Below are 13400 nucleotides of genomic sequence, written 5' to 3' on the forward strand. Positions count from 1 at the left end.
ATTTTTTATTCAGTCGCTTTATTAATTTTAGTTACTAAATATTCTTTACCAACAATTTCTGAGCAGGTTACAACGGCACCAATTGTAACACCCAAAACTCCGTGCATGCTGATGCTTTGTCCGGTAAGTAATAAATTATCTAATTTGGTTTTGGCCGGAATAAAAGTTTTCATCGGGTTGCTCGAATCTTTTATATACCCGTACATATTTCCTCCGTCGCCTCCAATATAATCGCGATAAGAAAGCGGTGTCGAAGTATGAATCGATTTTATGCAGTCTCTTATTCCAGGAAATTTTACCTCAATTGCGTCCAGAAATTTGGCAGCTTTTCTTGATTTAAATTCCTCATAACTTTCGCCGCGGTCATTTTCTTCGACCGTAGTATTAAACGTATCTACCCAAGGGAGTACATCGTCATATTTCATGTAGGTAATACAGGTCATTCCTTCTGCCCATGAATCTTCTTTTTTAGAAGCATTCATAGAAGCCATAAAAGCTTTTGGCCAGGAATTTTCATCGTATTCGTGTGCTTCCCAAACTTCATTACTATTTTTAAAATGATAATGATTATGATTGATATACTTAAATGTCTGAGGCTTAAAAACGATATAAAGACTAAATGCAGAAATAACACCTTCAAGACTTTGAATTCGTTTGTAAAAAGATTTTCTGAAATTCTCTTCACCAGCCATTTTCAGCGTAGTTTTCAGTTCTATATTCGAAATAAAATGAGATCCTGAAACGGTTGTTCCATCTTTCATTTCTGCCGAAACCACTTTATTATCTTCAATATTTAAACTGGTAACTTCTTTATATTTATAGAATTCGCCGCCGTAATTTTTAAGTTGTTTTAAAAGCTGTTTTGTAATCTGGCTTCCGCCATTTATACAGCGCCATGAACTCTGAATATAGGAGTTTACAGAAAGCGCATGAACATAAAAAGGCGATTTGTCAGCAATTCCTGCGTACAAAAAATTGGAACCTGCCAAGACTGCTTTTAGTTTCTCATTTTGAGTGAAGTTATCGATCATTTCTTTAGCGTTTAGCGCTAAAACTTCACTATCGTATTTTCCTTCCCATTGTAAATTGTAAAGCGGAAAAGAATTGCAGATCGATTTTACTTTTTCGCAATAATCCGCTAGATTTTGACGCTCTTCAGGGAAAAAAACAGCAAGCTGATCGATGAAATTTTCATAACCCTGCGCATGCGGATATTGTATTGCATCATCTTCAAAAGAAATCATATCAAAACCATTTTCATCCATTTTCTTTAGATTCAAATGTTCCATGATTCCTATATATTGAAAATACTTGTAGAGATTTTCGCCCTCGCTTAAACCTCCAATATAGTGAATGCCAGTATCAAAAATAGTTTTATCTCTAACAAAAGTCTGGAGATTACCCCCAAATTGATTGTTCTTTTCAAGTACACAAACACTGTAGCCTTCTTTCGCCAGAATAATAGACGAAACTAAGCCGCCTAAACCACTTCCAATTATCACAACATCGTATCTTTCTTTCATGCTGTTTTTTTCTTAAATAATTGCAATGAGTTTTCTTCCAGAGTACACTCAAAACCGTGTTGTACTATTATATTTTTTAAATCAGAGCTGCCAATCAAAATTATCTGAGAGGTATTTTCGGCTATTTTATCCAAATCGTTTTTATATTTTTCATCAGAAATTAAAACAACATCATATTTGTTTTGCGAAGCTGTTTGAAGATTTTCCAAATAAGAAATTTTTCTTTTAACGATCATATAATTGGTTTTGGCAACGGCCTGTTTTTCTTCGTCTGAATTGTAAGAATCTATTTTTCGCTGTGGTTCCTGCAATGCCAATAATACATCCAATTGTCCGTAGTCATCTCCCAAATGCAGTATTCTGGCTTTCGCCGAAAGATACTTATTTAAATGATGATAAATATTCAAATGTGTTTCTAAATTACTTTTAACACTATTTATAACTTCAATTTCTTTGTAATCATAACTATGAATAAGCATTTTTTTCCAATATTCGGGACCTTCTAATTTCTCGCGGACTTTACTAAATTCATCTTTAAAGAAGTTTCCAATTTGTTTGGTTCTTTCTGCGTAATTTTTTCCAAAAGAGAGATTGTCAGGCGTAATTCTTTCTAAAATAGAAAGAGTAAGATAACTGTGATGAATCACAAAATCTCCTTTTGGAATTGCTTCAGAAGCGCCGTGAATTAAAACCGGAACAATGTCTAAATTAAATTCTTCTGCAAGGAAAAAAGCACCTTTATGAAAACGTTTCACCTGATTGCTTTCTGAACGTGTTCCTTCTGGAAAAATCATCAGCGAATATCCTTCGTTTACTTTTTGGCGAAGATGTTCGACACCACCTTCGAGTCCTTCAGAAACTGGATAAAAACCTGCTTTTCTAACGGTTCCGCCAAAAATAGGAGAGTTGTACACCCAGTCGCTTACCAAAAATATAATTTTTGGACTCAGCATTCCCATTGCCAGAATATCGATAAACGAAGAGTGATTAGCAATTAGAATGGCTGGTTTCTCAAAATTTTCATTATGCGGATTAATTATTTTTTTATGAAGAAAAGGATTCGAATACAATACTGATTTCATGAATTTTGAAATCGTATATCGAAATGCTTTCATTTTAGTTTTTTCTTTTATCGGAATAATCGGCATGATCGTTATGCTGAAAAGAGACATTAATATACCGCCGAGTCCGTAATAAGTAAATGAAATGATTCCGTGAATCAGACTTCGTAATTCAAAAGGAGCATTTCCTTTTTTTGTTCGATTTGATAAAAACAATTTAAACAAAATCGGATAAAAAATAAACGTTATAATAAGTGCTGCAAAAACCCCGATCAAAGAAACAGATGAAATAGATCTCAGTGCAGGATGCTGCGCAAAAATCATGGCGCCAATTCCTAAAATGGTTGTAATTACGGCAAGAATTATAGAGGTTCTGTAAATAGCAATTTCGTTTTTTCCGTTGGTGAATTCTTTCTGAAGTGCACTGGTCATGAAAATACTAAAATCGACACCATGTCCAAAAATTAGAGTGCAGACAATCATGCTGAAAATATTCATCTGAATGCCAAATATGCCCATAATTCCTGCAGTTACAATTCCTGTTAAAGCAATTGGAATACAGCTTACAATAACCAATTCGATTCTTCTAAAAAAGAAAAATAAAATAAGAACTACAGCGACAAAAGAATAATTTACCAGAGAATTAAAATCGGTTTTTAATGTGCTGAAAAATGTTTCGTTCATCTGCTGGCGATCAATAGCAATGAGATTATCTTTTGACGCGGTTGATTTTACAAAAGCATCACGCTGTTCCGGAGCCACTTTTACTAATGTAGAAATAGTAAAAAAACCGTTTTTTTCGGTGACAAATTCGTGCAGCTGTAATGCTTGGACTTTTAGATAATCTGAAGCTGAAATGGGTTTGAAATTAAAATTCAAATGCTCAAAAAAAGCACTATATGTTGTAGGTTTAAATCCTAATGCTGCGCCTTCTGAAATTAATTGCGATTGTAAAAGCTGTTTTTTATTGTCGTCCCAAAATGATTTCCATTTTTGAATTTTCTTTTCCTGCTCTTGCTGCGAAAGCATAATTCCTCCAACAGAACTAAAATTTAATATTTTATGCTCTTGTTTTTCTTTGGATAAATCTGAAAAAAGACGGCTGTTGTTTTTCAAAACTTCCTCCATACTTTTTCCGTAAGAAGCAAGGTAAATTGTTTTTGAAGTTAAACTAGTGCTTTCTTCAAGATCTTTTTCTGCTGCTTTTATCTCTTTTGGAACAAAATTCAGCTGAGATAAGTCGTTGTTGAATCCGACATTATTATAGGTGAAAAAGCAGACAATAGTGATCAATACACAAAATCCGATCAGGATTTTATTATTGTGAAATGAAAAGTGAGCCAATTTATCAATTGCATTTTTTTTATGAAGCTCTGGATTTTCTAATGGTTTGTATAAATGAGGTACAATTAGCAGCGAGAAAAAAGCCGAAGCCATAACAATCACTGCGGCAAAAATACCTAAGTCATTCAACGCGTCAGATTTTACAAAAAGAAGACATAAAAAAGCAACAGCAGTGGTAGAACTGCTCATGATTACAGGCATTGTAATGTCTTTGTACAAAGTTTTTACATCACTGTTGTGTTTATAATGCGTAAGAATATGGATAGAATAATCGATCGTAATTCCTAATAAAATAGAACCAATTCCTAGTGAAATTGCCGAAATCTGTTCTTTTACAAGATATAAAAAGGCTACAGCAAATAAAGCACCAAATACGGTTGGCAGAAAAATGATAAACGGAATTAAGATTTTGCGATAGAATAAAATTAAAATCAGCATTAACGTAAACATCGCAATAGATGTTGTCAAAATAATATCGCTCTTAATTTGTTTGGCATTGGCAACTGCAATTAAAGCAGAACCAAAATAACTAACAGAAGCTTTGTTCTTAAATTTTGCGTTTAAATTATCTTGAATAGATTGAAGTTTAGCAGCAAAAATGGTGTTTTTTTCAGTTTCGCTAGACGGTAGATTTGATGTAATAAAGAGCAATAATTTTTTTTTGTCTTTGGTCATTACAAAACCATTGCTAAGCGTAAAATCATCACCAACATTGAGCTGCTGTAATTTTTTTAAAGCAATGAAAGAAATCCCGAAAGGATCCTGAAGTATAAAATCCTTTGTGATAAATCCGGAAGGAGAAATAATAGATTTGTAATTTCCCTGAACAGTTGCCGCAATACTGTCTTTTTGTAATTTATTCTGAATGGCAGCGTAATCTTTATCATTTAAAAAAAGAGGAAGATTATTGTAAACAAAATCTATAGTTTCCTGAATGTTTTCTTCGTCTATTTTTCCCTGAATTCCAGTTATAAACGGTTTGCAGGATTTTGCTGTGCTGTCAGAAAATGCAGCAGCCATTTCTTGTAAATCTTCTTCAGTACCATTTTTTTGGAGTTTGAAGATAACCGTAGTTTTGTCAGCAAAATTAAGCTGTTTAAGAACTTTAGCCGTTACATCAGACTTATCATTTGTCGGAATAAGCTTGGTAATGTCTTCTTCAAATTTTAACTGCGAAGCAAAAAAGCCAAAAACAAAAAGCAAGGCTAAGGCCAAAAAGACCGATAAAGATTTTCTTCGGTTTACAAATAAATGTATGGCGTAAAAATAGTGGTGCATGCTGCGTTTTTTTTAGCTGCAAATTAAACTGATTTTCTATAGATTACCGCTTAGATTGTTTAAAATCTTTTTTAGTCTATAAATTTAATTTGATGTTTCCTTTTGTTTCTTTACTCTCTTAAAAAGAGTTAAAAGCAAATAGGTCAAAAGACCAAATAGCAATGCAGAAACGGCTGCTAAAATAAGACTTCCTACGATATATTGTGTAGCATTTTTTTGAATATTATCGAGGGTAATAGAATTGTCTAAAACCAAAGGAGCATCTGTCTGTACAAAGTAACTTCCCATTTTTAGCGATCCATAAATAATAAAGGGAATAAACGGAGGGAAACTCACATTAGAAGACATAAAGGCAATCACTTTATTGAGTCTGAAAAGTGTTGCAAAAAATAGAAGTAAAATAGTTTGAAATCCCCAAAATGGAGAAATTCCGATAAATATTCCCAAAGCAATTGCAGCCGATTTTTTAAAATCAGAATCACTGCTTTCTAAAACATCTTCGAGAAAGAATTTTTTAAAGCCTTTTTTTTTTGCTCTCCGAAGAAAGTCACGTGGTTTGATGTATAAAAGAGCATTTAGTACCAAAACGGTATTTAAAATACTGATTCTGGTAAAATCTTTGAAGGGACGGAAATGAGAAACACGTTCTGAAGGATCGTACAAAACCTGAATTGGAATGTTTTTAACCACGACACCTTTCCAGGCAGCGCGTACAATAACTTCAATTTCAAATTCAAATTTATTAGTGTAAAATCTTTTTGGAAGAAATGATAAAGGATACGATCTGAAACCCGATTGTGTATCTTCAAGTCTGATTCCCGTTTCGAACCAAAACCAGAAGTTGGAAAATTTATTACCAAAACTGCTTTTTTTAGGTACATTTTCCTGAGTCATATTGCGGCTCCCGATCAATAAAGAGTTTGGCTCTTTTTGAATTTCGGTAAGAAAAGACGGAATGTCAGAAGCAAAATGCTGGCCGTCAGAATCGATCGTTACAGCATATTCAAAATTCATTTCGATTGCTTTTTTGAATCCATTTCTTAAAGCGATTCCTTTTCCGGAATTTTTGGCGTGATGAATTTGTGCAAGCTCTGAGTATTGTTTTAAGATTTCACTAGTTTGATCAGTAGATCCATCATTAACAATAATGATGTTTTGGGTGTAATCTAAAATAGAATCTAGTACTTTTTTTAAGGTTTTGTGATTATTGTACGTGGGTACAATAACACAAAACCTTATAGAATTTAGTAGCTCTTGGTCTAACAAAGTAGCTTTCATTGAGGGGGATTTCTTGCCCTACTTCACAAATTGCTTCTCTTTGGTAGAGAAACTTTTAGATTGTAAAACAAAGTTTTTTAGATATTCTTTTAATGTAGCATTTTGCTCAGCATAGTGAGCGGCAATAAATTTTTTATCCTCTTTAATGTTCTTTTTGTAACCCGTAATTCCAGGAACATTTTCCTGTATACTTAATCGGATCATTCTAATTTCGACATTATTAGGATCGCTTGCAACAGTCGATTCAAGGAGTTTGGCACCTTCTTTAAAGCGCTCAATTTTTTCTCCTAATTTTGACTCAAATTTTGAATCTAATAAAATAGAAGCAGCTTTGTAAGCTACTAGAATTTTTTCGTCGCTGCTAGAAACGCCTGAAAGTTTTTCTAAAAAATCTTTAGCAGCAGTTTCTGATTTTGCAACATCAGTGTACATTTTTCTAATGCTGGCCAAATCTGGTGTGGCAGCAAAATTAATCCATAAAAGTAGTGACAATAATAATTTCATAATTATATCTTTTTATAAGTGTTGCTTAATTTTAGCGCAACAGTATCGTTAAAATATGTGGTGTTTTTCACCTTTACGAAATCATCTTCAGTATTTGTAATGTCAAGCTCCAATCTCAATTCCGGAGTAACATCAGGATTAATAAGTGCCATAAATTTTACATTTGCAAGTGTCTGTATCACCAAATTCTGCTGAGTGATCTTCTCAGTCAATTCTTTAATGATTTGTATCATGCAAACTCCCGGCATAATTGGGTTTCCTGGAAAGTGACCTTTAAACACCTCATGTTTCGCATTAACTAAAATACGAATATTATATTTAAAATCGCCAGTTTTTTCTTCCGAAAGTATTTTGTAAAAATCTTTTAAAACCATATATTATATTATTTTCCCAATGTATAAGCTGTACCAAATACAAGTACTAAATTGACATCAATATTCGCACTTCTTGTATGTGAAACGATTAATTGTTAATTAGTTCTCTTTTTTTATTTTTTCCCAAATGTATAAGAAACTCCGATCTGAAAAGCTAAACTCGGACTATAATTATTTTCTTCGTAATAATACCCATCATTATAGCTTCCATAATTATCTAATACGTTTGCTTTAAAACGTGCCTCAATGATCAAACCTGAAGGTAATTTGTAGCCAACACCAGTAACAAAACCAAAATCCACATCAGAGTCAGAATAACGTAAATTGGAGTTTACAATAAAATCAACAGTTGGACCAAATTGAATTTGAACCCCAGATTTAAAAGAAAATTTATTGATCATAGAAACAGATAAGTAATCAATATTTACATCATAATACCCGACACGCTCAATATAACCGCCATTATCATAATCAATGCTAAATTGTTCTAAATTATTTGCACCCTGTCTGCTGTAATTGATTTCCGGCTGAAGTGAGTAACGTTTTGTCAGTTTAATTTCGCCTAAAGCACCGACATAAAAATCGGGCTTAAAATCTCCATTAAATCCAAGGGTAGAAAGACTTAACCCCGCTCTTATTCCAGGTCTGAAAGTAACTTGTGCGCTGGATGTAAAAAATCCAATTAAAAGAAATCCGATTGTAATTATTTTTTTCATCCTTATTTTACTTTAAATGTATAACTAATTCCTATCTGAAAATTATTATTGGTATTATAATCTCCAAATAAATAATAATCATTTCTGTCGTTGTAATAGTAATCGCTGTCGAGTACGTCAAAAAGACCTTTTTTAAATCTCGCTTCAATTGTTATGCCCGAAGGAAAAGCATAAGCGATTCCGGCCACAACAGCAAGGTCATTTGCAGTTTTTCTCACGACCAAATTGTCGTTTAATAAAATATCTAACGATGGGCCAACCTGCAGCTGTAATCCTGGTCCAAAAGTAAACTTATTCATTATACCCAGAGACAAATATTCCATCTTTAGATCTCTATATTCTACCCGGTCTGTTTGAGCAGCTTCATCAAAATAATTTCTGCCTACATTATTAGAACCTTGTCTGCTGTAGTTGATTTCTGGCTGCAGCGAATAGTACTTCGTTAGATTAATTTGAGCAAAAGCACCTGCATAAAAATCTGCTTTGTAAGATGCGTGCATTTCAGAAATTGTAGAAAGTCCCAACCCCGCTCTTATACCAGGTTTAACGATATCTTGCGCGTGAATTTTTATTAACGATAAAAATACAGTTGTAAAAATCAATATTTTTTTTGAACTCATTTATAATTAGATTTTAAAAGTGTAGCTGATAAAAATAATCTGAAAACCTGATTTAAAGGTTACTAAATGTTTTAATCTTATTCTGCTTTAAAATAATTCAATTCAATTTTTAGCTTAATATTTTGATGAATTATCTGAATTCTTTCGGCAAAAATATTGTTTTCTGAGTTAAAAAGAACAGTTATTTTTTCTTTTGTTTGAGAAGCGCGAATGAGTTTTTCTAATTTCTGATCTTTTTTAGAAATAAAAATATAATTATCTCTCTTTCCATCTTTTGATCTGTAAATATTAAATGAGTCATTTTCATACGCTGACTGAAACAAATAATCTTTTTTAAGTATAAGTCGAAAATCTTCTTTTAAGGTGTTAACTAAAATCTTTCGGTCTAATTCTGATACAATGGAATTGACTTTAAAAGTGGTTTCAGAAATCTCAAAATCCATTAATTTATTTCCGAATTCAGTAGTAAAAACAACTCTGTGTGTAGTGTCATTGATTTTTTTGGCTATAAAAATACCACTGATTTCGTTTCCGTAAACCGTGATATTTGCTTTATAAACATAATCGGTTTTGGAATCGGAGAAATAAGGAGCCTGATAAGATGTTTTGTCTAGTTTTTTTGGTGTATAATCTTTTGTGACAGAGCCGCAAGAAGATAAAATAAGAACCAAAAAACAGTTAATTAGAAAAAACTGAATCGTCGATTTTTGCATTGATTACTTTGTTTTTAAGAACAATTCGGGTATAATCTTCAGAGGATTCTAATAATTTTACCTGCACCACAGTTGCTTCTTCTTTGTCAAAAGTCAGCTCAATTTGTTTTATGTATTTTTTCAGCGTTGCATCTTTCGGAATAAATTTAGCGAGATTTTGTCCTTTTACTTTAAAATAAGAAATTGTAAATTCCTTATCATCAAACATATTCCCGCTTACACTGCCAACAATTAATTTATTGATACGCGCAAAGATTTTACTGTTTCCAATATCAACGGCACTTTTCTTTCCTTCGTCGTTAATCAGGATCTTCCCGTTTTTAAAAACAATACTGTAATTGTATGGTTTCTTGTACTGCCATTGAAGTAAGTCAGGTTCCTTAAAAATCATTTTACCAGAGGTTTCAATATCTTTTGATAAAAAATCCAAATGTTTGTACTGAACAAAATCGGTGCTCAGGGTCTTGATTTTCTTTGCCACAACATTTACATCTTGTTTAAAAGAAGTAATTTCGGCATCGGTCATTTTTTGTTCCTGTGCAAATGCAGTATTGCAGCTGTTTAGTATGAGAAGGAATAAAAATATTTTAGTTTTCATAAGCTTTAAGATTCAAAAGTTTTTCGATAGAAATTACTTCGTATTTATTTTGCTGTAAAAATTGCAAAAACTGTTCCAATACCAAAACGGAGTGAGGCGCAGTATCATGCAAAAGTACAATTCCGCCGGGAGAAATACGTTTTATAATTCGATTGAAAATTAAATTCTGATCTTTTGTACCGCCGTCAAGCGATCTAATATTCCATCCGATAACTTTATGTCCCGTAATTTTTAATGCTCTGCGTATAGATGGAGTTGTGACACCATAAGGAGGCCTGAAAAAATTTAGTTTTTTAGAAATTAGTTTAACAAATAATTCATCTGTTTTCTGAATTTCTTTGGCTATATTTTTTGCATTATAAAGATCAAAAAATGGAGAGTGATTATAAGAATGATTCCCAACAAGATGACCTTCATCAATAATCTGTTTTACAATTTCAGGATAAGCTTCAGCATTTTTTCCAATGCAGAAAAAAGCAGCTTTGACGTTGTATTTTCTCAAAAGATCTAAAACTTCCAAAGTGTATTTGCTTGGTCCGTCATCAAAAGTAATCGCAATTTTTTTTTCTTTCTCAGATGGATTACTGCAAAATGCTTTTACGTGATAGTTAGAAGTTATCCGGGCAGAAAAGACTGCGTTTATTCCTAACCAAATTAAAATTACAGCAAAGAAATACCATAAACTAATTGCTGTATAAAAATTCAGAAGAACCAGTAAGAGCAATAGAAAAATAAAAAACAACGAAATGTTTTTATGCGTTATCATTTTGACAGTAACGTAAAACTATGGTTTTTTCCACTTAATTGGTTGTACAATAAAATAGTATTATAAGCTGGTCTTATAACCGAATTTGCTTTTAGAATTTCTGGAACCTCTTGTGTTTTTATAATTTTTGATGCTGTCCAAAGTGCAAATGCAGAAGCAGTATCATATTCGCCGCACAAGTGTTTGTAATACAATTGAGGTGTTTGTGCAAAAATATTTTCAGCTGTGTTTTTATAATAAGAATCAAATTTAGCATCGCTGTTATAACCCAAAATTACGGCATCCAGATCAGAAACTTGTAAATTGTTAGTTTTTAGAAATGCAGTTATTTCACCTTCAATTTCATTTTCCTCTAAATTATTTTTGATTTCAACATCAACAATTTGAGCATAAGTAGTGTCTTTCTTTTCATTTTCTAACACAAAAAAAACAGCGCCTTCACCGTGAACGGCTCCAGTTGTAGTTGAAGTTAAAAAATTGAAAGGCTGTTCAAGTTCATTTTTAACACGTCCGGCAAGTTTAAAAAGAGAAATCGTATAATCTCCATTTTCATCTATACCTCCAGCCAAAACTGAATTTACTTCATCATTTTCAATCTGCATTTTAGCATCTAAAAGGGCAGACTCAAAAGAAACCGCTCCATTTACATAAGTAAAATTATACCCTTTGCATTTTAGATTTAAAGCAATTTGTGCTCCAACCGTATTATGAGTAGATTGAATAAAAGAAGTAGGCGTTAAGAATTCTTCATTGTTATCCAGAATATTTTTCAGGAATTTTTCAGAATCTTCAATACATCCTAAACCAGTGCCGGTAATAATAGCATCTACATTTTCTGAATTAGCATCTTTTAATGCCAATGCCGAAGCTACAATTCCGTTTTTTATTCCTTTTGCCATTCTTCTTGCAGCTGCAGGAGCAATATAATCTTTGTATACAGGAGCATTGACAGAAAGAACCGTTTCAGTATTATTTTCTACGGCTTCTTCTAAAAAAATAGTATCAAATGTTTTTTGAGCAGAGATGCAGCCAACGCCATTTATATAAGTCTTTTTCATTAGCTTTTTGAAAATATAAGGGTAGAACAATTTCCTCCAAAACCAAAAGAATTGGATAAAACATGTTCGATATTTTTATTTTTTAAGGAAGTATGCGGCTTTAAATCAAATTCTTCCATTGGAGTTTCAAAATTCAAATTTGGATAAACAACACCATTCTGAATGGCCAAAACGCTGTAAACAGCTTCAATAGCAGCAGCAGCGGCCAAAGTATGTCCTGTAAAAGGTTTTGTAGAACTAAAATCCGGAACCTTTTCGTCTTCATAAATTCGGAGTATCGCTCTTCCTTCAGACAAATCATTATTTGGAGTTGCAGTTCCGTGTACATTGATGTAGTCAATGTCTGAAGGTTTTAAACCAGAAACTTCAAAAGCTTTTTTCATTGCCAGATAAGCGCCGTCTCCATTTTCTGAAGATGCAGTCTGGTGAAAAGCATCATTTGCATTTCCGTAACCAGAAACACGCGCCAGTACCTTTTTGTTTTGTTTCTCTACAACTTCATCAGATTCTAAAACCAAATATGCTGCAGCTTCACCAAGATTTAATCCTTTACGATTATTGTCAAAAGGTTTATTGTAATCGTCAGATAAAATCATCAGAGTTTTAAACCCATTAATTGTAAATTTTGCCAAAGCATCTGTTCCGCCCACAATAACGCGATCCAGTTTACCGCTTTTTATCAATCTCGCACCAAGCATAATAGAATTTGCAGCAGAGGAACAAGCTGTACTAATTGTAGTTACAAGCCCTTTTATTCCTAATTCTTCTGCAATTTTATCTGCAACGTCGCCGCCATCATGACAGCTGATGTATTTTACCAATTCAGGATTTGTAAAATAATCATAATAATGTTTTTCGGTCATGTCCATGCCGCCAACGCTTGTAGCAGAGATAAGTCCGGTTCTATATTCGTTTATCGACGTGATTCCTGCATTTTTTACAGCTTGTTTTGCTGCATATGCACCAATCATGGCGGTTCTCGAAAAGTTGTTTTCGGCAGTAAGTTTTAGGTCGTCAACCAATTCTGAATTGGTTTTTTTGATTTCTCCTACCTTGATAATGTCTGCGTGAACTGTTGTAATATGCTCTATACGAGTAATAGCAAGTTTTTCATTTAATAGTGAATCGAAATTTTCTTCGACTGAATTCCCAATCGAAGAGATGATTCCCATTCCCGTTATTGCAACGCCTTTTTTCATTTTAGACTTCTTGGATTTAGATTTTTAGACTTCTTAGATTTTGGGCTTGTTAGAATTTAGATATAACTCCTCTAAGAAGTCTAAAAAATCTAAGCAAGTCTAAGTAGTCTTACTTCGTTCTGTTTGCGCTAATGTAAGCTGCCATTGTTTCGATAGATTGAAAAATAGTTTTTCCTTCTTTCGGGTCAACCAGTTTGATACCGTAATCTTTGTCTAAAATCACAATTAATTCAAGTGCATCAATTGAGTCAAGACCTAAACCATCTCCAAATAAAGGATCGTTATCTGCGATATCTTCTACAGCGATATCTTCAAGGTTTAAAGTTGCGATAATTTTGTTCTTTAATTCTGCTTTTAATGCTTCCATG

Annotated in this window: 13 protein-coding genes; all 13 read right to left on the reverse strand. The window is 32.9% G+C overall.

What is annotated here, in order from left to right; all coding sequences use genetic code 11:
• Nucleotides 1–5: 5 nt before the first annotated feature.
• The gene (locus tag B0A68_RS15370; RefSeq protein ID WP_035686963.1) at nt 6–1523 is read right to left on the reverse strand and encodes a phytoene desaturase family protein; all 1518 of its coding nucleotides are present in this window, start codon (nt 1521–1523) and stop codon (nt 6–8) included.
• A complete protein-coding gene (locus B0A68_RS15375; RefSeq protein ID WP_035686961.1) occupies nt 1520–5206 on the reverse strand; it encodes a 1-acyl-sn-glycerol-3-phosphate acyltransferase in 3687 nt (1228 codons plus the stop codon). The genes B0A68_RS15370 and B0A68_RS15375 overlap by 4 nt, the downstream gene beginning before the upstream one ends.
• A gap of 84 nt (nt 5207–5290) precedes the next feature.
• A complete protein-coding gene (locus B0A68_RS15380) occupies nt 5291–6484 on the reverse strand; it encodes a DUF2062 domain-containing protein (RefSeq protein WP_035686959.1) in 1194 nt (397 codons plus the stop codon).
• A gap of 18 nt (nt 6485–6502) precedes the next feature.
• A complete protein-coding gene (locus B0A68_RS15385; protein ID WP_035686957.1) occupies nt 6503–6988 on the reverse strand; it encodes a hypothetical protein in 486 nt (161 codons plus the stop codon).
• A 2-nt stretch (nt 6989–6990) separates the two neighbouring features.
• Nucleotides 6991–7362, reverse strand: a complete 372-nt coding sequence (locus tag B0A68_RS15390) for a 3-hydroxyacyl-ACP dehydratase (protein ID WP_035686955.1) — start codon at nt 7360–7362, stop codon at nt 6991–6993.
• A gap of 113 nt (nt 7363–7475) precedes the next feature.
• Nucleotides 7476–8078: an outer membrane beta-barrel protein gene (locus B0A68_RS15395; protein WP_035686954.1), complete on the reverse strand. Its 603-nt coding sequence runs from the start codon at nt 8076–8078 to the stop codon at nt 7476–7478.
• 2 nt (nt 8079–8080) lie between these two features.
• The gene (locus tag B0A68_RS15400; RefSeq protein WP_035686951.1) at nt 8081–8698 is read right to left on the reverse strand and encodes an outer membrane beta-barrel protein; all 618 of its coding nucleotides are present in this window, start codon (nt 8696–8698) and stop codon (nt 8081–8083) included.
• 77 nt (nt 8699–8775) lie between these two features.
• On the reverse strand, nt 8776–9411 hold the full coding sequence (locus B0A68_RS15405) for a hypothetical protein (protein WP_035686947.1): 636 nt from the start codon (nt 9409–9411) through the stop codon (nt 8776–8778).
• Entirely contained in the window at nt 9377–10009 is a 633-nt protein-coding gene (locus B0A68_RS15410; protein ID WP_035686944.1) for an outer membrane lipoprotein carrier protein LolA, read from the reverse strand. Before B0A68_RS15410 ends, B0A68_RS15405 begins: the two co-directional genes overlap by 35 nt.
• Nucleotides 9999–10775 (reverse strand): polysaccharide deacetylase family protein, encoded by a 777-nt coding sequence (locus tag B0A68_RS15415; protein ID WP_035686942.1) that lies wholly within the window; start codon nt 10773–10775, stop codon nt 9999–10001. The genes B0A68_RS15410 and B0A68_RS15415 overlap by 11 nt, the downstream gene beginning before the upstream one ends.
• Nucleotides 10772–11833 (reverse strand): beta-ketoacyl synthase N-terminal-like domain-containing protein, encoded by a 1062-nt coding sequence (locus B0A68_RS15420; RefSeq protein ID WP_035686940.1) that lies wholly within the window; start codon nt 11831–11833, stop codon nt 10772–10774. Before B0A68_RS15420 ends, B0A68_RS15415 begins: the two co-directional genes overlap by 4 nt.
• Entirely contained in the window at nt 11833–13032 is a 1200-nt protein-coding gene (locus B0A68_RS15425; protein WP_035686937.1) for a beta-ketoacyl-[acyl-carrier-protein] synthase family protein, read from the reverse strand. The genes B0A68_RS15420 and B0A68_RS15425 overlap by 1 nt, the downstream gene beginning before the upstream one ends.
• A 109-nt stretch (nt 13033–13141) precedes the next feature.
• The gene (locus tag B0A68_RS15430) at nt 13142–13399 is read right to left on the reverse strand and encodes a phosphopantetheine-binding protein (RefSeq protein ID WP_035686934.1); all 258 of its coding nucleotides are present in this window, start codon (nt 13397–13399) and stop codon (nt 13142–13144) included.
• Nucleotide 13400: the final 1 nt, after the last annotated feature.

This window comes from Flavobacterium reichenbachii (assembly GCF_002217435.1).
Classification (GTDB): domain Bacteria; phylum Bacteroidota; class Bacteroidia; order Flavobacteriales; family Flavobacteriaceae; genus Flavobacterium; species Flavobacterium reichenbachii.